At 31.8% G+C, this 19,699-nt stretch carries 37 protein-coding genes; 35 read left to right on the top strand and 2 right to left on the bottom strand.

What is annotated here, in order from left to right; genetic code table 11:
* Nucleotides 1–122: 122 nt before the first annotated feature.
* Both PHT93_RS09005 and PHT93_RS09000 read right to left on the bottom strand, forming a co-directional pair.
* Complete coding sequence (locus PHT93_RS09005; RefSeq protein WP_300241862.1) at nt 123–383, bottom strand: hypothetical protein; 261 nt, start codon at nt 381–383, stop codon at nt 123–125.
* A 67-nt stretch (nt 384–450) separates the two neighbouring features.
* On the bottom strand, nt 451–633 hold the full coding sequence (locus tag PHT93_RS09000) for a hypothetical protein (RefSeq protein ID WP_300241990.1): 183 nt from the start codon (nt 631–633) through the stop codon (nt 451–453).
* Nucleotides 634–962: 329 nt separating this feature from the next.
* Here PHT93_RS09000 and PHT93_RS08995 point away from each other — a divergent pair, with 329 nt between their 5' ends.
* The 35 genes from PHT93_RS08995 to PHT93_RS08825 all read left to right on the top strand — a co-directional run bounded on the left by PHT93_RS08995 (nt 963) and on the right by PHT93_RS08825 (nt 19,693).
* Nucleotides 963–1,364: a hypothetical protein gene (locus PHT93_RS08995; protein ID WP_300241988.1), complete on the top strand. Its 402-nt coding sequence runs from the start codon at nt 963–965 to the stop codon at nt 1,362–1,364.
* Nucleotides 1,365–1,375: 11 nt separating this feature from the next.
* Nucleotides 1,376–1,729 carry a hypothetical protein gene (locus PHT93_RS08990; RefSeq protein WP_300241986.1) on the top strand — a complete coding sequence of 118 codons (354 nt, stop codon included), beginning with the start codon at nt 1,376–1,378 and terminating at the stop codon, nt 1,727–1,729.
* Nucleotides 1,726–2,079, top strand: coding sequence for a nucleoside 2-deoxyribosyltransferase (locus PHT93_RS08985; RefSeq protein WP_300241984.1), 354 nt, complete (start codon nt 1,726–1,728; stop codon nt 2,077–2,079). Before PHT93_RS08990 ends, PHT93_RS08985 begins: the two co-directional genes overlap by 4 nt.
* A 10-nt stretch (nt 2,080–2,089) precedes the next feature.
* Nucleotides 2,090–2,278, top strand: a complete 189-nt coding sequence (locus PHT93_RS08980; protein WP_300241981.1) for a hypothetical protein — start codon at nt 2,090–2,092, stop codon at nt 2,276–2,278.
* Nucleotides 2,275–2,493: a hypothetical protein gene (locus PHT93_RS08975; protein WP_300241979.1), complete on the top strand. Its 219-nt coding sequence runs from the start codon at nt 2,275–2,277 to the stop codon at nt 2,491–2,493. The genes PHT93_RS08980 and PHT93_RS08975 overlap by 4 nt, the downstream gene beginning before the upstream one ends.
* A complete protein-coding gene (locus PHT93_RS08970; protein WP_300241977.1) occupies nt 2,493–2,828 on the top strand; it encodes a hypothetical protein in 336 nt (111 codons plus the stop codon). The genes PHT93_RS08975 and PHT93_RS08970 overlap by 1 nt, the downstream gene beginning before the upstream one ends.
* A gap of 5 nt (nt 2,829–2,833) precedes the next feature.
* Nucleotides 2,834–2,995, top strand: coding sequence for a hypothetical protein (locus PHT93_RS08965; RefSeq protein ID WP_300241975.1), 162 nt, complete (start codon nt 2,834–2,836; stop codon nt 2,993–2,995).
* Between the two features lie 19 nt (nt 2,996–3,014).
* Nucleotides 3,015–3,587, top strand: coding sequence for an ERF family protein (locus PHT93_RS08960; protein ID WP_300241972.1), 573 nt, complete (start codon nt 3,015–3,017; stop codon nt 3,585–3,587).
* A complete protein-coding gene (locus PHT93_RS08955) occupies nt 3,574–4,236 on the top strand; it encodes a hypothetical protein (RefSeq protein WP_300241970.1) in 663 nt (220 codons plus the stop codon). The genes PHT93_RS08960 and PHT93_RS08955 overlap by 14 nt, the downstream gene beginning before the upstream one ends.
* Nucleotides 4,233–4,655: a hypothetical protein gene (locus PHT93_RS08950; RefSeq protein WP_300241968.1), complete on the top strand. Its 423-nt coding sequence runs from the start codon at nt 4,233–4,235 to the stop codon at nt 4,653–4,655. Before PHT93_RS08955 ends, PHT93_RS08950 begins: the two co-directional genes overlap by 4 nt.
* Nucleotides 4,655–5,035, top strand: coding sequence for a helix-turn-helix domain-containing protein (locus PHT93_RS08945; RefSeq protein WP_300241966.1), 381 nt, complete (start codon nt 4,655–4,657; stop codon nt 5,033–5,035). Before PHT93_RS08950 ends, PHT93_RS08945 begins: the two co-directional genes overlap by 1 nt.
* The gene (locus PHT93_RS08940) at nt 5,032–5,286 is read left to right on the top strand and encodes a hypothetical protein (RefSeq protein ID WP_300241964.1); all 255 of its coding nucleotides are present in this window, start codon (nt 5,032–5,034) and stop codon (nt 5,284–5,286) included. The genes PHT93_RS08945 and PHT93_RS08940 overlap by 4 nt, the downstream gene beginning before the upstream one ends.
* Nucleotides 5,287–5,334: 48 nt before the next feature.
* Nucleotides 5,335–5,952 carry a DUF5758 domain-containing protein gene (locus tag PHT93_RS08935; RefSeq protein ID WP_300241962.1) on the top strand — a complete coding sequence of 206 codons (618 nt, stop codon included), beginning with the start codon at nt 5,335–5,337 and terminating at the stop codon, nt 5,950–5,952.
* Between the two features lies 1 nt (nt 5,953).
* The gene (locus PHT93_RS08930) at nt 5,954–6,175 is read left to right on the top strand and encodes a hypothetical protein (protein WP_300241960.1); all 222 of its coding nucleotides are present in this window, start codon (nt 5,954–5,956) and stop codon (nt 6,173–6,175) included.
* Nucleotides 6,172–7,569, top strand: coding sequence for a hypothetical protein (locus tag PHT93_RS08925; RefSeq protein ID WP_300241957.1), 1,398 nt, complete (start codon nt 6,172–6,174; stop codon nt 7,567–7,569). The genes PHT93_RS08930 and PHT93_RS08925 overlap by 4 nt, the downstream gene beginning before the upstream one ends.
* 262 nt (nt 7,570–7,831) lie before the next feature.
* Nucleotides 7,832–8,101: a hypothetical protein gene (locus tag PHT93_RS08920; RefSeq protein ID WP_300241955.1), complete on the top strand. Its 270-nt coding sequence runs from the start codon at nt 7,832–7,834 to the stop codon at nt 8,099–8,101.
* Entirely contained in the window at nt 8,098–8,403 is a 306-nt protein-coding gene (locus PHT93_RS08915) for a hypothetical protein (protein ID WP_300241952.1), read from the top strand. Before PHT93_RS08920 ends, PHT93_RS08915 begins: the two co-directional genes overlap by 4 nt.
* A 197-nt stretch (nt 8,404–8,600) precedes the next feature.
* Nucleotides 8,601–8,804: a hypothetical protein gene (locus PHT93_RS08910; RefSeq protein WP_300241950.1), complete on the top strand. Its 204-nt coding sequence runs from the start codon at nt 8,601–8,603 to the stop codon at nt 8,802–8,804.
* Nucleotides 8,805–8,839: 35 nt separating this feature from the next.
* Nucleotides 8,840–9,496 (top strand): hypothetical protein, encoded by a 657-nt coding sequence (locus PHT93_RS08905; protein WP_300241947.1) that lies wholly within the window; start codon nt 8,840–8,842, stop codon nt 9,494–9,496.
* The gene (locus PHT93_RS08900; RefSeq protein ID WP_300241946.1) at nt 9,496–11,346 is read left to right on the top strand and encodes a BT4734/BF3469 family protein; all 1,851 of its coding nucleotides are present in this window, start codon (nt 9,496–9,498) and stop codon (nt 11,344–11,346) included. Before PHT93_RS08905 ends, PHT93_RS08900 begins: the two co-directional genes overlap by 1 nt.
* 99 nt (nt 11,347–11,445) lie before the next feature.
* Nucleotides 11,446–11,829 (top strand): hypothetical protein, encoded by a 384-nt coding sequence (locus tag PHT93_RS08895; RefSeq protein WP_300241944.1) that lies wholly within the window; start codon nt 11,446–11,448, stop codon nt 11,827–11,829.
* Nucleotides 11,826–12,056, top strand: coding sequence for a hypothetical protein (locus PHT93_RS08890; RefSeq protein WP_300241941.1), 231 nt, complete (start codon nt 11,826–11,828; stop codon nt 12,054–12,056). The genes PHT93_RS08895 and PHT93_RS08890 overlap by 4 nt, the downstream gene beginning before the upstream one ends.
* A 1-nt stretch (nt 12,057) precedes the next feature.
* Nucleotides 12,058–12,279: a hypothetical protein gene (locus PHT93_RS08885; protein WP_300241939.1), complete on the top strand. Its 222-nt coding sequence runs from the start codon at nt 12,058–12,060 to the stop codon at nt 12,277–12,279.
* A 115-nt stretch (nt 12,280–12,394) separates the two neighbouring features.
* On the top strand, nt 12,395–12,652 hold the full coding sequence (locus PHT93_RS08880) for a hypothetical protein (RefSeq protein WP_300241937.1): 258 nt from the start codon (nt 12,395–12,397) through the stop codon (nt 12,650–12,652).
* 1 nt (nt 12,653) lies between these two features.
* The gene (locus PHT93_RS08875) at nt 12,654–12,854 is read left to right on the top strand and encodes a hypothetical protein (protein WP_300241935.1); all 201 of its coding nucleotides are present in this window, start codon (nt 12,654–12,656) and stop codon (nt 12,852–12,854) included.
* Entirely contained in the window at nt 12,835–13,083 is a 249-nt protein-coding gene (locus PHT93_RS08870) for an HNH endonuclease (protein WP_300241933.1), read from the top strand. Before PHT93_RS08875 ends, PHT93_RS08870 begins: the two co-directional genes overlap by 20 nt.
* 31 nt (nt 13,084–13,114) lie before the next feature.
* Entirely contained in the window at nt 13,115–13,759 is a 645-nt protein-coding gene (locus PHT93_RS08865; RefSeq protein WP_300241931.1) for a hypothetical protein, read from the top strand.
* Nucleotides 13,760–13,837: 78 nt separating this feature from the next.
* Complete coding sequence (locus PHT93_RS08860) at nt 13,838–14,023, top strand: hypothetical protein (protein ID WP_300241929.1); 186 nt, start codon at nt 13,838–13,840, stop codon at nt 14,021–14,023.
* 299 nt (nt 14,024–14,322) lie between these two features.
* On the top strand, nt 14,323–16,209 hold the full coding sequence (locus PHT93_RS08855; protein ID WP_300241927.1) for a hypothetical protein: 1,887 nt from the start codon (nt 14,323–14,325) through the stop codon (nt 16,207–16,209).
* Complete coding sequence (locus tag PHT93_RS08850) at nt 16,199–16,792, top strand: hypothetical protein (RefSeq protein WP_300241925.1); 594 nt, start codon at nt 16,199–16,201, stop codon at nt 16,790–16,792. The genes PHT93_RS08855 and PHT93_RS08850 overlap by 11 nt, the downstream gene beginning before the upstream one ends.
* Nucleotides 16,789–16,980, top strand: coding sequence for a hypothetical protein (locus PHT93_RS08845; RefSeq protein ID WP_300241923.1), 192 nt, complete (start codon nt 16,789–16,791; stop codon nt 16,978–16,980). Before PHT93_RS08850 ends, PHT93_RS08845 begins: the two co-directional genes overlap by 4 nt.
* Nucleotides 16,977–17,744 carry a glycosyltransferase family A protein gene (locus PHT93_RS08840; RefSeq protein ID WP_300241921.1) on the top strand — a complete coding sequence of 256 codons (768 nt, stop codon included), beginning with the start codon at nt 16,977–16,979 and terminating at the stop codon, nt 17,742–17,744. The genes PHT93_RS08845 and PHT93_RS08840 overlap by 4 nt, the downstream gene beginning before the upstream one ends.
* Nucleotides 17,745–17,747: 3 nt before the next feature.
* Nucleotides 17,748–17,996: a hypothetical protein gene (locus tag PHT93_RS08835; protein WP_300241919.1), complete on the top strand. Its 249-nt coding sequence runs from the start codon at nt 17,748–17,750 to the stop codon at nt 17,994–17,996.
* Between the two features lie 10 nt (nt 17,997–18,006).
* On the top strand, nt 18,007–18,417 hold the full coding sequence (locus PHT93_RS08830; protein WP_300241917.1) for a hypothetical protein: 411 nt from the start codon (nt 18,007–18,009) through the stop codon (nt 18,415–18,417).
* Nucleotides 18,401–19,693 carry a phage terminase large subunit gene (locus PHT93_RS08825; protein ID WP_300241916.1) on the top strand — a complete coding sequence of 431 codons (1,293 nt, stop codon included), beginning with the start codon at nt 18,401–18,403 and terminating at the stop codon, nt 19,691–19,693. The genes PHT93_RS08830 and PHT93_RS08825 overlap by 17 nt, the downstream gene beginning before the upstream one ends.
* The last annotated feature ends 6 nt before the right edge of the window (nt 19,694–19,699 follow it).

Below are 19,699 nucleotides of genomic sequence, written 5' to 3'. Positions count from 1 at the left end.
ATATTTTCACTCAAATTGAATGGCATCTCGTCAATCATTTGGTCTATAATTTCATCTTTTGTCATATAATTAATTTTTAGTGTTTCAAATTCGTAAAAAACCGACAACATACTTGCGTACCGTTAGCCACCATTTTCAGACAGCCATTCCGCATACAATTCTTTATTATCATCGTTTTGAAGTTCGCATTTACCATCCCTCAACACTGGACATCCAGTATCACATCCCCATGTCATTCCATATCTTTCACATTCAGACATACCTAAAAACGTATTATCTGCCATGAAATTAGCAAATCCAATTTTAGCATCATTATTAAAAACGGTGGCTAACACACGGTTGGCGCAATTGCCGTTTTCGTTGGTATTTAAAGTTTCTTCCATTTTATTAAGTTATTTATAGTTTGATAATTAAGTGCTTTTAAGTCGGCAACTTCGCCAACCGTCAACGTTATAATTCACAATCATCTGATTTCAATAAGAATTTTTCAATATAATTCAACTCGGTTTCAATGTTCAACCGTGCTTTGTGCATTCTTTCGATGTCAATTTTGCCGGCCGTAATCTCTATTTCATAAGCATCTATCAATTCTCGGAGTATGTCGAGCCGGGTGTATGTTTCTGGTTGGTTCATTTCAAATATTTCTACAAATTTAAACTAAAAAACAATACAAAAACAAAAAATTGATATGTTTAAAAACATATTTTGATAAAATTTAATAATTATCTTTGCTCATGAAATTTCGGTTAGCCGGTTCGCAATTTATTAGAGAGATTGGAGCCGGTTTTTTTATACACTAAAACATATAAAGTGCAGTATTTTGCCCATTTTATATGCTTTTTGGTATAATATTGCTTATTTAGAACGATTATAAATTACAAAATAAATTAAAATAATTTAAAAAATATTTTGCTATGTCGGAAAACTGCCGTATATTTACATAGAATTTAAAAACAAACACAATGAACTACGAAAAAATGATAACCGACTTAATGAATCAATACTTACCAGATGGCTATTATGTTATGGATTACAAAGAAAGCAAATCATCAACTTATATATATATAGCTCCAGAATCTTTGAAATGGATGGAAGTAATGGAAGATGATTATCGTGTTTATAAATTTAGAATTTCATCACACAATGCTATGTGTACCCGTTCAATTGCCCATGCGGATGTAGTTATCAATTATTTTCATGAAAGCGGATATGAAGTCAATTTAGACATGTTCAGCTTAAATTCATTTGAAGATTATACATATCAACCAAAAGATGTAGAATTAACAGATGATACATTTTTTACAAAAAATACAGAATGGTTTTACAGACAAATAGCAGTTTATTTTTGCTCAAAAATTAATTAAAAACAAACACAATGAAAAACGGTAGAATAAATGAAAGAAACATTGGCAGCCACAAATTAGATGGCGGTGCTAAAAGAGCAAAGGCAGTTGTTGAGCCTATTTTGACAGATGAACAATACAAAGCCCAAGAAGCTGTAAAACTTTGTAATTCCATTTTAAAATACGGAATTAGGCTTTATGAAAATGTGCCTGAATTGGTTAAACATTGGATTAATAAAGGCATTGTTGAAGTAAAAGAAATTGAAAACCCTTGGAGCTATGCAAGACAATTTGAACCAACAGTAAAAATGGTTTATTTGGTTGAAAGCTATAGAAGGGACGTAGAACTGGTAAAAGGTTTAATGATTAAATTTTATAATATATGAAAAAAGTATTTATTATTTGTAGCGTTCGAGGTGCTTCTAATGAGTACAGAAAAAAATTAGAAACATACGTATCAGAATTAGAAAAAAATGGTATAATGGTACATTTGCCGCATAGAGATACAAACCAAAATGCAAGAGGATATGATATTTGTACAGAAAATGCCAATGCAATTAAAGAATCAGATGAAGTACATATTTTTTATAATAGTACTTCGCAGGGTACTCATTTTGATATGGGTGTTTCTTTCGCACTTGGGAAAAAGGTTATTATTGTTGAAAATGAGAAGTATGGAGAAGGTAAATCGTACCCTAAAATGCTTGATGAGTGGCAGAATAAAAATAAAAACTAAAAATGGCGAAATGAAAACAAAAACAATCAACTTAAACGGCCTCGACTTCATTGTCGAATTTGAAACAAGCCAAGCAGACCCGGCGACAGGTTATAGGGGCGAGCATGAAATCCAAGCAATTTATTACGGCTACGATGATTTTACGTACTTTTTCCAGTGCAATCAAACTTTAATGAACGAAATAATTGAACTTTTATGAAAACAAGAATCAAAGAACGAATCAACCTGACGGCAATTAAGCCGGAATTAAACAAGCTGTCTTTATTATGGCTAAAACTCCGAAAAGACTTTGACGGTGAAATTAACAGCCTCTCCGGACACAACAACTGTATAGAAATCACTTTCAATTTAGAAAGCACACCTGAAAATTACGCAAACGTGCAAAATTATTTATCAACTCAAATACTACGATAATGAAAGATAAAATAACTGAAATAGAAAACTATTTTAAAAACAAACTTTTATCAGGTGAATTTAAAATAATCTCAATAAATGAATATACATTAGAATTAATAATAGACTGCGAATATACATTTAATATATGGATAGGAAATTATAACATTCCGGAAACCAGAAAAATATATAAATCTATGATTAGTTTTATGAATATTGAACTTACGGATACTCAAGCAAAGAAATTACATTATATATTATCTCCGGAAATAAGAAAATATAAAAATGAAATTCTTTTAGAGCAAAAGAAAAAAGAATTAGAAAAACTCCAAAAAGAAATAAACAATCAAATATAACTATAATGAAAGAACTTGACGATAAAATGATTATCCTTTTGAGGGCTTATAAAAATGGCACTTATTCTGAGGCGAGTATGATTCAAATGATTTTGGACTATGTCAATAGTCAATATATGATTGGATATATACAGGGGCAAATCGACCAAATGAACGAAACAATTTAAACAATTCAAAATAAATAACATGAAAATTTACGAAAAATTACAACAGGCACGGGAATTAATCAAATCCCAAACAATCAAGAAAGAGGGCAAAAACGAGTTTTCAAAGTATAACTATTTTAAGCCCGTTCAAGTTTCTCAATTAGTCTACAATGCATGTAAAGAGGTCGGACTAATGACAAAGTTCGATTTAATTCGTGATCAATTCGGATTGACAGGCATACTTTCAATCATGACAATTTCGGATGAAAAGGAATTTATACCCGAAACAATCGAGTTTAAAATGGCTACCGATATTCCGGAAATCAAAGCCACCAATGTAACTCAACAGATAGGCGGGGCGGTTACTTATACACAAAGGTATCTTGAAATGGTTGCTTTTGGGATTGTTGAAAATGATGCCGATTTTGATTCACAATATAACAGAGAAAAACCGGAACCGAAAAAAGAAAGGAAAATCGTACTTTTAGCAGATTCTGAAAACTTTCAAAAATGTGTTGTAGCTTTGAACTCCGGATACACTATGCAACAACTTGAAAAAAAATACACAATTTCATCTGAATTAAAAACAAAACTTGAAAATGAAAAAATTTAAGATTCGTGCAAGCGCACTCGGTCAGATAATGACAAACGACCGCTCCGGTAAAGGAATGGGAGAAACAGCAAAAAAGTATTGCGAACTTTGGGCAAAAGAACAACTCTACGCCAGAAAGAAAGAAATTCAAACAAAGTACATGGATAAAGGCTTAATCATGGAAGATAATTCGATTGACTTTTTAGCCGAAAAATTAGGATTAGGATTCGTTTTGAAAAATGAAAAGTTTTTCGAAAATGACTACATGACCTGCACACCTGATGTGATAACAAAAGATTTGATAATCGATGTTAAGAACTCTTGGGATTGTTTCACGTTTCCGTTATTTGCTAAACAACTTGAAAATAAAGACTATTATTGGCAAATGCAAGCATATATGATTTTAACGGGCATACAGAAATCCAAATTAATTTACGTACTTTCAGATACCCCGATTAATTTAATTGAAAAAGAGGCGTTCATTTATGCAAGAAACAACGGTATGGAATGCGATAACGAACTGATTGAAGTATTCAAGAAAAAAATGACTTATACAGACATTACGGATGAGTATAAGATTAAGATATTTGACATTCCGAAAGATGAAGTTGAAAGCATGATAATCGAAAGAGTTGCACAATGTCAATCATATATAAATTCGTTGCTATGAAAGATGAAATAATTGATAAAATCAATAAATTAACAACATGGTATCGGGATAATTCATATAAGTGTGATATTAATAAACTTCTTGATTTTCAAGATAAACTCTGCACTTTATTATTCAATTTATCGGATTTATATTCAGAATTTAGCCAGAATTACAATCTTTCTTATATTCAAAGGAAATACGATTTTGCGACAAATAAAATGAATTTTAGAAACACAAATAAAAATGTGTCGGATTGCGAAAACCTTGCTGAAATCGAAGCAAAAGAGCAAAGGGAAATCGAAGTAAAATATTATGAGATTGCTCAAAAACTTAATTTATTAAGACAGGATGCAAGGCTTCTGATACAACTATGCACTCAAAGAATTTCACATTTAAAACATGAATCGGAATATTCAAAAATACAAAATCAAACATAATGGATCGTAAAGACATAATAATCGAAGAAATCTGTAAATTCTACGGAATTGAAAAAAAGATGATCAGCAATAAATCACGGGTGAAACCATTACCTTTGATACGGCAAACAATCGCATATTTTTTAAGACAAAAAACAATGCTTTCTTTAATGAAATGTGCCGAAGCTATTCATTATGACAATCATGCGAGCGTATGCTATGCCGTTAACGAGGTGAAGAACGGAATGAAATATTATTCAGATTATGCAAATGAAATTAAACAATTGAATTTAAAGATTGATGTTGTAATCGGATTAAACGAATCATATGAACCGATTTTGATTGAAAAAACAAATAATTATAATGTTTATTTACATAAATTTAAAGGACTGTTACAATGAAAAATGAAAAACTAAAATCCGTAATATTGAATTATTACGACATTACAGAAAAAGACTTCATGACTTGTTCAAATGCGATTTGCACGGAGGCAAGGGGAATTTACACCCGGATAATGAAAGAAGAAAGATACACGCTGAAAGATATTGCGAAAGAATTTGGAAAAACAGCATCACACGCTTCTTATTGGAATCGAAAAGCTAACCGGTTTCATCAAAACCACAAACAAATAATCATGCTTTATAACATGTAAATTTGTTACAATAATTCAAAAATAAATTATAATTTTACAAAAAAAGACATGAAAACAAAGAAAACAAATCAAGAACTGATAAATAAGTTCTTTAAAAATGGCAGTAATGGAGTTGAATTATTCAATCGGTTTTATTTAAATCGTAAATTAGATTGTAAAAATGCAACCTTCTACTGGGCAAACTTCGACGGGGCAAACTTCGACGGGGCAAACTTCAACGGGGCAAACTTCTACAGGGCAAACTTCGACGGGGCAAACTTCGACGGGGCAAACTTCAACGGGGCAAACTTCGACAGGGCAAATCTTAATTATATAGTAAATGAATGCACACATGGAATTATTTATGAATGTCCCAAAGAAGGTGCTTTTATCGGTTATAAGAAAGCCAAAAATAACATAGTTGTAATCGAAATTAAGCCAGATTCTTTAAGAAGTTCGGCTACAACAAAGAAATGCCGATGCTCGAAGGCAAAGGTTTTGAGAATTGAAAATATTGATGGGTCTGCATCGGTATTGTCGGAAATCTCATCCGATTATGATGAAACATTTATCTACAAAATCGGGGAAATAGTGGAAGTATCCGACTTTGACACCAACAGATGGAATGAATGTTCTTCAGGTATTCACTTTTTTATTGACAGGCAAATCGCTGTAAATAATAACTGACATGAAAACAAAATACGAATTTCTCAAAAACCTAATAGAATCCAGAACGGTAGGATTAATTCAAAGAATCCTTTTGAACCATTTGGAAGCGATGAAAGATAACATCGAACCGAAAGAAATCGATAAGACATATGCACAGCTTTTTGAAAGCTTTTTATTAAACTTCATCTACACGAATGATGAAAGAGAGTATTTTAGATCACTTTATATGGAAACGATATGAGTAATATAGAACAAATAAAATTATTTGAAGACAAAACAGAATTTATTTACGTTCAAAGCGTAATAGGTTCAGGTTATGAAAATGATGTAGCTAAATTAGCCATTAAAGACGGTGTCGCATACAGAGCTGCAAGAAAAAACATGCAAATACATTCAGCTATTATTTTGAAAATTAACGATGAATTTAGCGGGTTCTTTACATTTCAGGTAAACCATGAAGCAAAGGAATTTTGTTTACTCCAATCGGCTATGGACTTGAATAAAAAAGATAAAGTCATTTATTCAAAGATGATTGAAAAAATAATAGAACAAAACACATACGGTTATCCAATGATAATGACTGTTTCAACAAAACACGATTTAGAAAATCCAAAGGTGTTTGAAAATGTAGGATTTAAAACCTATTTAGATTTGAGCGGTTACGCTTACATGGTGTACGGCACGTTTGAACAAATAAGAATGAAACGTCTTGCACATGCTACTATGACAAATGCATGGACAACAACCCGTGCCGACTGGTTAAAGATGAAAAAAGAATGGAACGAAAGAATTGAAGAAGCCGGCGTAAAACATAACATTGAAAATCCTAAATTTGCATCACGTGACGGGTGTTGGCAAGGGGGGAGCGGTATGTCAAACGTGGTTTTGTCAAAACAAACAATAACGAATGATGAAATAAAACACGAAAAAGGAAAATCATTTAACGGTAACGCATCGGTTTTAGACCCGGTTGCATGTGAAGTTATACTAAGATTCTTTATGCCAACCGAGGGAAAAAGTGTTTATAATCCATTTGGGGGAGGTGTTCAATTCGGTTTTGTTTCAGGTTGGTATGGGTATGAATATCTTTCTTCTGAAATAAGACAAAACCAATGCGATGCTAATAATGCTATTTGCAGCGATTTCAAAAATGTTAAATGGCATAAATCAGACAGCTCTAAATATATGCCTGAAAAGAAATATGATCTTTGTTTTTCATGTCCTCCTTACTATAAGGTAGAAGAATATTTAGACTATGACGGAAACCCGCCTGAAGGTGAATTAAATTCAATACCAACGTATGAAGAATTCAGAAATACGTTATTTGAGGGTTATAAAAAGGGAATAGCAGCTTTAAATGATAATTGTTTTTTTATTATTATGACAGGTGATAGCCGGGATAAAAACGGGGCTTATTATGGATGTGAAGCTGAACATGAGTTGTTTTTCAAAGAACAAGGTTTGCATATTTATAACAAAATTGTTTATTTGGAATGTGAATTTACAAGGCTTGCACAGGCAAAAATAACCCTGAATTATCGTAAATTTCCAAAACGTGAGCAAAAAATATTAGTGTTTTACAAAGGTGATATTTCAAAAATAAAAAGCCTTTATCCACCGATAGGACGTTTGTAATGGAATATAAAAGCCCGTATATAAAAAGAAATTTTGATATTGATTATTCAGAATATACACATAAATACGGAGGTCATTTAAATTTGGAATTAAACAAGAAAATCGAACTTGTAAATAAAATATCGGATAAATTTCAAAAATCGGTAGGGGAATATGTAAAAGAACACCACAAATATTTTAAACAAAACGTAAACTATAACCAAAATGATTGCTGCAATTTGTCAATAATAAATTATAATAACCCACAATTAACATTATTCACATGAATATAAAAGAACTATTAGAACGTAATTATAATTCTACCGTAAAACGTGGACTTATTAAAAAAGAAACCACCCCTGAAGAATTTATTAATAAAATATTCGATGAGTATATAGAGTTGGTAATTGAACACCGTAAATTTTCACTTCATGAAGATACGTTTTATGAATTAGCCGATATTATTCTTGTCTGTCTAAATTTCGCCACCCATTATGATATCGACATTTTTAAATATTTAGAACAAAAAATCGAAATAAACGAAAACAGATGAAAAAACTACTGATCATTTTAGTCATTTTTGCAAGCTGCAAGAAAGAACAGATTAACCCGATTATCGGAGAATGGTATTTAAATTGGGGTGAATTTGAAGAAATATATGTCTTTAACGAATATGACGGAAGTCATGCGCTTTTTGAGGATAATGTCAATACTCAATTCTGGGAGTTCGATTATACTTTTGATGATGAATGGATTTACATCCAATATGATAACACGAAAAGAGATACGCTTTATTATAAGTTTTGGACTGAAAAAATGACTATTAACGGGAATGAATACGAACGTGTTAATTAAAAGTTAATAACTACATCGGAAAATCCTTTGTAGAGTCGTGAAAAATACATATATTTGCAGAGTCATTAAATAAGACGGCCACAGATGTTTAGAAATAACTCAAATATTAATATATCCGGAATCGGATACAATGCAGGAAATGACTTGGCCGTCTGCCTGCATTTTGTATTTTGACTCCGGATTTTAATTTATAAGCTATGGCAACAAAAATTATTTTTTACGGTACAGAGATGAGTAAAACACATGAAACCGAATTGCAATGTTCTATTGATGCAGATAATGATTTATTTATTGAAATCTACAATCCAGATGCAGAATTACCAATGTATATTTATATTGATAAAGATACGGCATTATCATTTAGAGATAGGATAGATAAACTTATAAATGAGATGGAATAATGTGTGACGGGTTTATATATTTGCACCGTAAAATTATGGATAATTGGCTTTGGAAAAAACCTGAATATTATCAATGGTTTTCTTATCTGTTATTTCGGGCAAATTTTAAGGAAAATAAAGTATTGATCGGATCCGACTTTCATATCTTAAAAAGAGGTGAATTTATAACTTCTTTGGAAAAATTACAAAAAGACCTTAATAATTCATCTATTCAGAAAATAAGAACATTTTTAAAATTATGTGAAAATGATGGAATGATAGTGGTAAAATCAACAAGCAAACTAACAAAGATAACTATTTGTAAATATGATGAATACCAATACAAGCAACAAACTGACAACAAACGAACAACAAACGAACAACAAACGAACAACAAACCAACAACAACAGAGAATAAAGTAAAGAAAGTAAAGAAAGAAAATAATAATAAAATACCTTCTTTTGATGATTTTGAAATTTTTGCTAAAGATAAATGTATAGAGTATGGTTTTATTTTTAATACATCTATTTTGAAACAGAAATTTGACGCATGGGTGTTAGCAGGATGGAAAGATGGAAATGATGTTAAAATAAAAAACTGGAAATCTAAATTAATAAACAATTTAAAATATATCTTTGACAAAGGAATAATGAAAGAAGAAAAAAAAGAAACTCTTTGGCCTACACATTTTGAAATAAAGGAGGGCTGGTAATGGATAGGAAAGTAACTATTTTTAAGGACATAACAGATTCTAAAAATGCTCACTATATTTCAATTCAGAACATAGTTGAACGGATAGGAACCGGCAAGCATAAAGAATTGGTTGAAAAAATAAGAACTATAAAAGATAAATCGGAACGGGATAAATTTAAAAAACAACTTCCTTCTATTTGCTTTTCGGGTATATTTGACCAAAGAGGTAATAATCATTGCAAATCTCATTCAGGGTTAGTAGCTATTGATTTCGACCATTTAGATAATTACGATGAATTTAGAAAACAGATTATCAAAGATAAATACACATTTTTAGCCTTTCGCAGCCCTTCAGGTGACGGCCTTAAAATAGTTGTAAAAATACCGGCCGAAATTAAAACACATCATTTATCATGTAAAGCGTTGGCCGAATATTATAAGAATGAAAAATTAGATAGTTTTGAAGATATTGCAAGGGTCTGTTATATTTCCTATGATCCTGAAATTTATATGAATCATCAATCGGAAATATTCACAAGTTTAGCCGTTCAAAAGACTGTTAAAAGATTTGATAATGTCGGATATGAATCGGACTATGATGTGATATTTGATAAATTAACAGGATGGTTAGATAAATCAGATGTTTATACAGACGGAAATAAACACAAATACCTTGTTAAGTTGGCCGGTGCATGTAATCGTTTTGGAATTCCACGTGTTTCAGCGTCTCAAAAAATAATATACACTTATCAAAATAAAGCTACTTTCGTAAAATCAGATGACATTGAAAAAATAGTAAATGACGTTTATTCTAATTACTCGCATCAAAACGGCATCTCACATTTTGAAAAATCAGGGTTAGCTTATGATACGGTTACAAAGGTAGAATTAACGGAACGGTTTTTTAATGAAGTTGAAATAGCATCAAAGGATATTATCTATTTAGATAATGTACGAGAATCAATGATAGAAGGTTTTCACACCGGAAAGGCACGTGGTAAAACTACATATTTTGAGGACTTCGATAAACACTGGACATGGAGAAAAAAAGAAGTAACTTTTGTTTCAGGTATCGGTAATATGGGCAAAAGTATTTGGGTTTTACAACTTGCTTTATTAAGGGCTGTTTTTGACGGTGAAAAGTTCGGGATATTTTCACCTGAACAAGACCCGGCCGATGATTTATATAATGACTTAATCCACATGTATATCGGAAAAAGTACGGAGCCTTATCACTCGAATCAAATGACTTTTGCGGAATATGAGAAAGGAATGGATTTTATAAAGGATCATTTCTTTTATGTTCATCCAGAAAATGACAGCCCGACACCGGCATATATCAATAAATGTTTTGAGGTCCTTATAAATAAGCATAAAATTGACGGGTGCATAACTGATCCGTTTAACCAGCTTGATAATGATTGGAAAAAATATAACAGGGATGACCAATATATTTCCGAATTTTTGACAACAGAAAAATCATTTGCTCAAAAATATGACGTATATAAGATCATTGTCGGCCACCCGATAGGTGCAAAATTATCAAGGGATAAACACGGGGATTATGAATATCCGAAAGTATATGATTATGCCGGCGGTTCAATGTGGAACAATAAAGCGGACAACATACTTTGTTATCATAGGCCGTTTGCAACATCTCAACCTGGTAATCCATGTTGTAATTGGATGTCACAGAAAATAAAAAAGCGTAAATTGGTTGGAGTTCCGGGGATGATTGAAATGTCATTCGATATAATGAGCAACCGGTTTAAGGATTCAAAGGGTTATAATCCGTTAGAAACAGAAAAAATAAATAAATTGAATCCGGATGAATTGAATTTTAATGATATTCCGGACATAGATTTTTAGGTATCAGAAATTTATAGACAACGAATTTAATATAGAAATGTTATAAAAAAAGTACATCGTATTGAATTAATTTGTATTTTTGTAAAATAAATAGAAAACATGGAAAACATATTTGTAGTAACAAAAGGAGAATATTCGGATTATCATATTTGTGGGGTATTTTCTACCAAAAAGAAGGCAAAATTATTTATTGCTTCTATAAAATCACATGAAATTGATGATTATCAAATTGAAAAATATACCTTAAATCCGTATGATATTGAATTATCGAACGGGTATAAATTGTATTTTGTCAGAATGGCAAAAGATGGAAATGTGATAGAGGTAAAATTAGGTGAATCAGATTATTCAATAGACATAGTTTCATTCGATGTTCGTAAGAATATTTACATGTATTGCTATGCCAAAGATGAACAACACGCCATAAAAATATTGAATGAAAAAAGAGGTCAAAAAATAGCATTAAATCAGTGGCCAGTATGAAATTCAGCTGCCAACCGGCATATATAAACATCGAAGGCGGATTAATCTATTATCCACGTCTTAAATTAGCTTACGAACCGATAATGACAGGTGTTAAATTACTGACAGAATCGGAGGCGGTAGAATCTCAATTGAAAGATATCAAAAAAATCATAGAGCAAGCAGAAAAAATAAAGAAGGCTTTGGAATTGCACAAATCGAATATGAACCAAAATAAATTATTTTGAAATGAGCACAAAATTTAAAAAGTGGTTTTATTATTTCAAAAACGGACATGAATTTTTATTGAAAGAAGAAGCCGATATAATTATTCAGGTTAGATTCAGTCTATATTTAAAATGGATGAACGATAAGCAAATTAAGGACACGGTAAGAAAGTTAGTTAAACAAATGTATAAAGATAAGTTCCCGAATGCAAAGCGGTGGTCTTTAGTTAATTTATTCAAATGAGCAAACAACAAAAATACTATTTAGCCGAAATGATTGACGGCTATAAGAAAGGCAAGGTTTCGATGTGTGAGATTTGGGAGTATATAGACAAATGTTTTAAACTAAATATAAAATAATGGATAAAATTTATGTAGGCAAAGGCACGTCAAAATTTGACGTCAAATTAATTGAAATTAACGTATGTCTTTCAACCCTTCCGAAAGAACATATATTTGAGTACGAGGGCAAAAAGTACATTAAGTTAAAGGTACAAGAAATGAAACAGCCGGATAAATTCGGAAAGACTCACGTTGTTGAAGTGAACACATGGAAACCGGATAAAGAGAAACCGGCAAAGAATGAATTTGAGGATGTACGAGATTTGCCTTTTTGATATGGAACATTTCCAACACACAATGAGCCGAAAAGCTCTCGAATTAGGACTAACCGAAACCGATGCCGAATTTCACAAAGAAGCGTATAACGGATGGAAAGTTGTTTGTGTAAACAGGCATAAGCAAACCGAATGCAATGAACTTCAAACATGGATAGATGAAAAATATAAAGAGCCGGTAAATGAAGAAACACATATCTAATTATCTAAAGCATTTCAATTACTGTATTCAGGATAAAATATTATGTGAATATTGCGGGGCTGTCGGTATTGATATTCACCATATAATTTTCAAAAGTCACGGAGGCAAAGATAATATTGAGAATCTTATTTGTTTATGCCGGGATTGTCATAATAAAGCGCATGATTCACGTGAATTTAATGAAGGATTAAAAAAAATAAACGAAAATAAATTTGGTAAATTGAATTAATAATGTTAATATTGCAAGAAAATATTGTAATATGAACAAAATAATAGTAAACAACGGGGATGTATTTGGCAGGTTAACTATAATTCAAGAAATTGAAAGATTGCAAATACCATCTGGTCAAAAAATTAGAAGAGTTTTATGTAAATGTGAATGTGGAAAAGAAGTAAAAGTATTACTTCCGCATTTAATACGCGGTAGAATAATTAGTTGTGGTTGTTCTTATAAAATAAGGGATAATGAATCACATACACGATTATATAAATCATGGCACGCTATGATGACAAGATGTAAAGAAAATTACTTTGCTTCACATATTTATTTTAAGCGTGGTATTGATGTATCTGATGAATTTCAAGATTATAGAAAGTTTAAAAAATGGGCATTAGAAAATGGATATAAAGATAATTTACAATTAGATAGAATTGATAATTACAAAGGTTATAGCCGTGATAATTGCAGATTTGTAACAGCTTTGGAAAATAGAAATAACAGCAGAAATACATTTTATGTAACATATAAAAATAGATATATAAGTTTTTCATTACTGTTAATTGAGTTAGGATTAAAAGAACATTATGCTGCTATTTTAAAAAGAATTAAAAGGGGGTATTCTGTTGAAGATGCAATTGATAAGCCTATTAAAATAGGTAATTATAAAAGCAATATTAATAAATGAAAAATATCTTAAAACAGTTGTTTTATTTAATTATTTCAATTATCTTTGCAATACTGATTTTAATTTTAGTTTCTGAATATGGCACAAGATACGAAAGAGATAATCGAAAAGCTCAAGAATGGGCGGAAGTTGTCGATTGAAGAAAGAATCAAAGAACTTGAGGCGACATTAAAGGTATTGAAAGAACAGCGGACAAAATGCGCAACGTGTGACCGAAACGAATTGATAATGCTTATTGTTAACGAACTTGAACGGATAAAATGAGCCCTGAGCCTACTAATGACGAATATGCCTACATGGAACCGCAAAAATCAGTCCGCGAAGACTACATTTTTGCAGACAATGATATTTTAGACTTATTCCAATGAATGACAGCATCTGTAAATATTGTGAGTATGGTGATGAAATTTGTAACAAGGTTTATAAATGCAATTATCCGGAATATCTGAAATTGGTGGATAAGGTTACGGAGTGCAATAACTTTTTGAAATTCAGCGAAACAGAAAACTATGAATAACAACTTCAAAGGCTTGATTGAAGAGGCCGGAGATTTAATATAAGATATGTTTAGTGTTATTATCCCAACGATGTACAAAAGCGAAAAACTGTTCTCAATGCTTCCTATTTACGAACAAAGCGAACACGTTGGCGAGATAATAATCATAAATAATGCAGAACAACCTGAAAGTTTAGAAAAGTACCAAAAAGTAAAAGAATTAGGCAATTTTAGGAATATATATGTGAATCCGGCATGGAATTTAGGCGCTTCTGAATGTGAAAATGAGATACTGCTTGTAAATGATGATTTATTGATACTTAACTTTGATGAAATTTGCGAACTGATTGAAAAATCTGATTTTGACATTATCGGGATGAGCCTTAGAAAAGACCAAAATTTACGAATAACAGAAGTACAGGGGCAATTTCCGAATAATTCATACGGGACTTTTATGTACATTCGAAAGTATCAATATTTACCGGATAATCTTAAAATTTGGTACGGTGATAAAATACTTTTTGATTGTGCAAAAAAAAGAGGCATAATAAGAGGGGCAAAGATATTGACAGATAAATCAGAAACAATTGACTCAGATGCTAACTATTTCAGAAATCAAATCGGAGGCAATGACATAGTAACATACGATAATATCACAAGAAGAAAAGAAATGAATATCATAATCAGAACCTCCTGCCGGCCGGTATATTTTTCTAAATGTATTGATTCTATTAAAATAACGGGTATAAATGTAAAATTGCATATCATTTCAGACTGTCAAAATGATTATATAGATGAAACATGCGATGGTATGGATTATGTCGTTTATGAAGTAAATAAAGAAGTAATTTCAAACCTTTGCAAAAATATACCGATCGAACGGCCTCCGTTTATTTACAACTATTATTTCAACGTGGTTATGCCATACATAGACGGGTGGTGTATGTTTCTTGATGATGATGATGAATTATGTATTAATCCGGAATTTGAGAAAGATAAATCAAAGTTTTATCTTTTCAGGGTAGATATAGGAAATAGAATCATTCCAAATAATAAGAATTTTGGTAAAATCGTTTTAAATGACATTTCGGGAATAGGTGTTATTTTTCATAGTTCGCAATTTCAAGAATGGAAACCTCAAAGGGGGGGGGATTATGATTTTATAAAGTCACTTTCAAAAAAGTACGAACCTATTTTCAAAGATGAAATTTTAACCCAAACACAAAAGGGAAATATGGGCAGAAGAAATGACATAAAAGATAAGAGTATTTCTGTAAATTTAGCCACCTATCCGGCACGGTTAGAACAACTCAAAACAGTTTTAGAGAATCTGTCAAAGATAAGCCTTATAGATGTGATTCGGGTTTATATGAACGAATACAAGTCAATTCCAGAAGGTCTGCCCAAAGATAAAGTTATTTATAAATTCGGAAAAGACTTAAAAGACTCGGGTAAGTTCTTTTGGGCAATGGAAAACAAGAATGAGTATTATTTTACCATAGATGATGATTTGATTTATCCGAAAGAATATTTTATCCGACATTTAGAAACTTTACAAAAATACGATAACGAAATATTTGTTTCTTTGCACGGAAAAGTAATGAATGAGAAACCGACCGCTTTTAATGACTGTATTTCTAATTATCATTGTTTAAAAGAAGTCAAAGAGGATGTTTGGGTTAATAATCCCGGCACCGGTGTAATGGCATTTGATAATTCAAAGTTCACTATTTCGGTGAATATGTTTGAATATCATGGAATGGCGGATCTTTGGATGGCTTATTATTTACAGAAAAATAAAATCCCGTGCATTTGTAGAAAGCATGAAGCAAACGAACTGACTTACATTTTGCCTCCCGAATCCGATACACTATTTGAGCAAAGAACAAACCTTCATGAGAATCATAAAAAAGTATTAAGTAAAATCAATAAATTCGCATTATATGGTATTTGACAGTAATCAATATTGGAAGGATAGATATTTAAAAGGCGGCACTTCCGGAGCGGGCTCTTATGGAATTTTAGCCGAATACAAAGCTGAAATAATCAATAATTTTGTGAAAGAAAAAGAGATTAAATCAGTATTTGATTATGGCTGTGGGGATGGAAATCAAATAGGATTATTCAACTTTGAGAATTACACTGGGTACGACATAAGCGAAAAAATGATATTAGCCCACAATTCGAATCCTAAATTTAGGAGTAGAAAATGGCATTTTTTAAACAGTTTGGCAAATGTTCGGCATAAGTTTGAATTGACTATTTCATTGGATGTAATCTTTCACTTAACCAACCAAAAAGAATTTGAAACATACATTAACAATCTTTTTGCAATAGCATCGAAATATGTCATAATTTACTCATCAAACGGGGATAAATTGGAAACTTCAAACGTACATGTAAAAGATAGGGAGTTTTTGACATACGTTCCTAAAGAGTTTGAATTGATGCAAAAAATAGACAACAAATATCCGTATAATCCAAAAGACCCTATCAATACTTCGATTTCTGATTTTTACATATTCAAAAGGAAATGAAAATAATTAAAGCAATATATCTGATATTATTCAAAGGTTATTCTGTTATCCGTTTTGATACTAATAAAGAAAGATACGGGGCTTGCAATGTTCCGTTAGATTTAGATTATGGACATAATGGAGTTTGGGGAGTTGGGAATACGCCTGTTGATGCAATTTTAGACTGTTATAATAAAACTAAAAAATGAAACAACTGACTAAAATAGTAATAATGATACCGGTATTCGGACGTTCAAAGGTATTTGCAAAAGTAATGAAACAACTCGATAATTTTATTTATCAAAGAATAGATTACGATTTTAATGTTATATTTGTACTCAGTAAAGAAGACCCGGAACTTGAAAGTATCGGAAAATTGATAAGTGAAGTTGATTTCTATTCTCATACGGTATTTGAGAAAAATGACTTCTTAGGGCTAAAAATGAACAAAGGAATTACAGAGGCAATGAACTACGAATTTGATTATCTAATGAATTTGGGTAGTGATGATTTAATTCATCCTAACATCATGGATTTATACGAACCTTACATTGATTCTGGATATTATACCTTCGGGATTAACTCATATTTGATTCATGATTCGTTAAACGATGAACTCTATCACTTTGAGCCTGATTTATTAACACGGGTGAAACAAAACAAAGAAGAGATATTAGTCCAGCACCCTATAGGAGCCGGGCGGATGATTCACAAAACGGCATTAGAAGAAATAATTGAAAATGAAGGTTTTTTTTATGATAATGACAGGATGCGAGGATTAGATATGAACTCTGGTAACAAGCTGGTAAAAAACGGATATAATCAGAAAGTAATAAACTCAGGTGATTTCCCGTATATTGTGGATATTAAGACAGGTAGAAACATAAACACGATTGAAGATATTCAGGCTTTGAAATCTGAAAAGTTAAGGTTAATAGATAACAATATTATGACAAAAGCATTTAAATTATAGGATATGGAAACAAACGAAAAATTAATAGAATTATTGGATAAATTTGCATGTGAAGCATTAAACGCACTTATATCAAAGTCTCCATTTTTTGATTCTAAAAATGAATATGGTAAAAATATAAATCAAGATGAATTAACTCTATTTAAAAAAGAGTTGTGTAAAACTGCTTATGAATATGCAGAGTATATGATGATTGAGAGAGAAACGGCTAAGGAATGGATTTATACAAATAATATGTATAGCAATATATAAATTTTAAGATATGGCAGCACCAAAAGGCAATAAGTTTGCCGAAACATGGACAAGAGAAAAGGCTCTTGAATTAGTAGAAGAAGCACTTCAGATTTTAATGGATAACGAAGAATTGTTTTGCGCCGGTGAGGTTGCGGCAATTCAAAAGCAATACAGACAGCTTTACGGATACCTTTTTGAGAAATTTGATGACGAAGTATTTAACACAATAAAAAACAGATTCGAGAATATTCTTGAAACACGGATGTATGTCTTAGGGGCAAAGAACAAAATCAACCCTACAATGGCAATATTTGGGCTAAAAAACAACTTTAATTGGAAAGATAAAACCGAAGTGGATACGAAAGTGGATATGCATATGAACGTAGACCCGTTCAAACAGATTAGGGATAACTCCGAAATTGATGAAACCGACCAGTAAACAGAAAACAGCCCTAAAGTATTTGACCGATTCACAAACCTCTTACATCGGGTACGGTGGCGGGGCGGGTGGTGGTAAAACTTATTTAGGGTGCTTTTGGCTTATGCAGTTGGCATTTTATGCACCAGGGACTAAATACTTCATAGGTCGGGATTCATTGAAAGATACCCGGGAGTCTGTTTTGCAGACATTCCGAAAACTTGCAAAACAATTAGACTTTAAAGAATGGAAATATAATGATAATCAAATTATCTATAACAATGGATCTTTAATTGAATTTCTTGACCTTTCATTCTATCCACAAAAGGATCCAAACTACGACCGGTTCGGGTCAAAAGAATACACCTGCGGATGGATTGAGGAAGCTGCACCGGTTCACTTTAAGGCATTTGATATTCTTAAAACGAGGGTAGGCCGTTGGTTGAATGAAGAATTTAAAATCAAATCAAAGATACTTTGCACCTTTAACCCTTCAAAGACATGGGTAGATTATACGTTTTACAGACCGTTTGAACAAGGTACGGAGGCGACAGATACAAGATTCATCCCGGCACTTTATACAGATAATCCGTTTTTACCCGATGATTATGTACGTAACCTTCTTTCTATTTCGGATGAAACAACAAAACAGCGGCTTTTATTTGGGAACTTTAATTATGACGATGATCCGGCAAAATTATGCGAGTACGATGCGATAATAGACATGTTTACAAATGACCATGCAAAGCCAGGTCAAAGATACATCAGTGCGGATTTAGCCATGCAAGGCAGGGATAAGTTCATTGCAGGCTTTTGGGACGGGTTTATATGTACGATTGAAATCGACATGGCAAAAAGTACCGGCAAAGAGATTGAAACGCTCTTAAACGAGATGAAGATGAGAAATGGTGTAGGTAATTCAAACATAGTTGCCGATTCTGACGGGTTAGGGGCTTATTTAGAAAGTTATATAAAAAACATTAAGACATTTCACGGCGGGGCTTCACCCCGTAACAAGAAAGAGTACGACCATTTAAAAGATGAATGTGGTTTCTTGTTGGCTGAGAAAATAAATAAAAGAGAAATAAAAATCATTTGCACCGAAGCGCAAAAAGAAAAGATAATTCAAGAAGTTTCATCCTGTTTGAAACGGGATAATACTTATAACGATATCCAAAAAAAGAAACTAATCTCAAAAGATTTAATGAAAAAAACCATTAACCGGTCACCGGACTATTTGGACATGCTGTTAATGAGAATGTATTTTGAAGTTAAAGGAAATAATTTTGCAGGCTAAAATAAA

Origin of the sequence: Massilibacteroides sp., from assembly GCF_028705895.1 — a bacterium.
Taxonomy (GTDB): domain Bacteria; phylum Bacteroidota; class Bacteroidia; order Bacteroidales; family Tannerellaceae; genus Massilibacteroides.
The sequence above is the reverse complement of the archived record's forward strand: the minus strand, read 5'-3'. Positions and strand labels throughout refer to the sequence as shown.

Coding starts and splice junctions, on each gene's coding strand:
- PHT93_RS09005 (WP_300241862.1), bottom strand. CDS start 383: ATGGAAGAAACTTTAAATACCAACGAAAACGGCAATTGCGCCAACCGT.
- PHT93_RS09000 (WP_300241990.1), bottom strand. CDS start 633: ATGAACCAACCAGAAACATACACCCGGCTCGACATACTCCGAGAATTG.
- PHT93_RS08995 (WP_300241988.1), top strand. CDS start 963: ATGAACTACGAAAAAATGATAACCGACTTAATGAATCAATACTTACCA.
- PHT93_RS08990 (WP_300241986.1), top strand. CDS start 1,376: ATGAAAAACGGTAGAATAAATGAAAGAAACATTGGCAGCCACAAATTA.
- PHT93_RS08985 (WP_300241984.1), top strand. CDS start 1,726: ATGAAAAAAGTATTTATTATTTGTAGCGTTCGAGGTGCTTCTAATGAG.
- PHT93_RS08980 (WP_300241981.1), top strand. CDS start 2,090: ATGAAAACAAAAACAATCAACTTAAACGGCCTCGACTTCATTGTCGAA.
- PHT93_RS08975 (WP_300241979.1), top strand. CDS start 2,275: ATGAAAACAAGAATCAAAGAACGAATCAACCTGACGGCAATTAAGCCG.
- PHT93_RS08970 (WP_300241977.1), top strand. CDS start 2,493: ATGAAAGATAAAATAACTGAAATAGAAAACTATTTTAAAAACAAACTT.
- PHT93_RS08965 (WP_300241975.1), top strand. CDS start 2,834: ATGAAAGAACTTGACGATAAAATGATTATCCTTTTGAGGGCTTATAAA.
- PHT93_RS08960 (WP_300241972.1), top strand. CDS start 3,015: ATGAAAATTTACGAAAAATTACAACAGGCACGGGAATTAATCAAATCC.
- PHT93_RS08955 (WP_300241970.1), top strand. CDS start 3,574: ATGAAAAAATTTAAGATTCGTGCAAGCGCACTCGGTCAGATAATGACA.
- PHT93_RS08950 (WP_300241968.1), top strand. CDS start 4,233: ATGAAAGATGAAATAATTGATAAAATCAATAAATTAACAACATGGTAT.
- PHT93_RS08945 (WP_300241966.1), top strand. CDS start 4,655: ATGGATCGTAAAGACATAATAATCGAAGAAATCTGTAAATTCTACGGA.
- PHT93_RS08940 (WP_300241964.1), top strand. CDS start 5,032: ATGAAAAATGAAAAACTAAAATCCGTAATATTGAATTATTACGACATT.
- PHT93_RS08935 (WP_300241962.1), top strand. CDS start 5,335: ATGAAAACAAAGAAAACAAATCAAGAACTGATAAATAAGTTCTTTAAA.
- PHT93_RS08930 (WP_300241960.1), top strand. CDS start 5,954: ATGAAAACAAAATACGAATTTCTCAAAAACCTAATAGAATCCAGAACG.
- PHT93_RS08925 (WP_300241957.1), top strand. CDS start 6,172: ATGAGTAATATAGAACAAATAAAATTATTTGAAGACAAAACAGAATTT.
- PHT93_RS08920 (WP_300241955.1), top strand. CDS start 7,832: ATGAATATAAAAGAACTATTAGAACGTAATTATAATTCTACCGTAAAA.
- PHT93_RS08915 (WP_300241952.1), top strand. CDS start 8,098: ATGAAAAAACTACTGATCATTTTAGTCATTTTTGCAAGCTGCAAGAAA.
- PHT93_RS08910 (WP_300241950.1), top strand. CDS start 8,601: ATGGCAACAAAAATTATTTTTTACGGTACAGAGATGAGTAAAACACAT.
- PHT93_RS08905 (WP_300241947.1), top strand. CDS start 8,840: ATGGATAATTGGCTTTGGAAAAAACCTGAATATTATCAATGGTTTTCT.
- PHT93_RS08900 (WP_300241946.1), top strand. CDS start 9,496: ATGGATAGGAAAGTAACTATTTTTAAGGACATAACAGATTCTAAAAAT.
- PHT93_RS08895 (WP_300241944.1), top strand. CDS start 11,446: ATGGAAAACATATTTGTAGTAACAAAAGGAGAATATTCGGATTATCAT.
- PHT93_RS08890 (WP_300241941.1), top strand. CDS start 11,826: ATGAAATTCAGCTGCCAACCGGCATATATAAACATCGAAGGCGGATTA.
- PHT93_RS08885 (WP_300241939.1), top strand. CDS start 12,058: ATGAGCACAAAATTTAAAAAGTGGTTTTATTATTTCAAAAACGGACAT.
- PHT93_RS08880 (WP_300241937.1), top strand. CDS start 12,395: ATGGATAAAATTTATGTAGGCAAAGGCACGTCAAAATTTGACGTCAAA.
- PHT93_RS08875 (WP_300241935.1), top strand. CDS start 12,654: ATGGAACATTTCCAACACACAATGAGCCGAAAAGCTCTCGAATTAGGA.
- PHT93_RS08870 (WP_300241933.1), top strand. CDS start 12,835: ATGAAGAAACACATATCTAATTATCTAAAGCATTTCAATTACTGTATT.
- PHT93_RS08865 (WP_300241931.1), top strand. CDS start 13,115: ATGAACAAAATAATAGTAAACAACGGGGATGTATTTGGCAGGTTAACT.
- PHT93_RS08860 (WP_300241929.1), top strand. CDS start 13,838: ATGGCACAAGATACGAAAGAGATAATCGAAAAGCTCAAGAATGGGCGG.
- PHT93_RS08855 (WP_300241927.1), top strand. CDS start 14,323: ATGTTTAGTGTTATTATCCCAACGATGTACAAAAGCGAAAAACTGTTC.
- PHT93_RS08850 (WP_300241925.1), top strand. CDS start 16,199: ATGGTATTTGACAGTAATCAATATTGGAAGGATAGATATTTAAAAGGC.
- PHT93_RS08845 (WP_300241923.1), top strand. CDS start 16,789: ATGAAAATAATTAAAGCAATATATCTGATATTATTCAAAGGTTATTCT.
- PHT93_RS08840 (WP_300241921.1), top strand. CDS start 16,977: ATGAAACAACTGACTAAAATAGTAATAATGATACCGGTATTCGGACGT.
- PHT93_RS08835 (WP_300241919.1), top strand. CDS start 17,748: ATGGAAACAAACGAAAAATTAATAGAATTATTGGATAAATTTGCATGT.
- PHT93_RS08830 (WP_300241917.1), top strand. CDS start 18,007: ATGGCAGCACCAAAAGGCAATAAGTTTGCCGAAACATGGACAAGAGAA.
- PHT93_RS08825 (WP_300241916.1), top strand. CDS start 18,401: ATGAAACCGACCAGTAAACAGAAAACAGCCCTAAAGTATTTGACCGAT.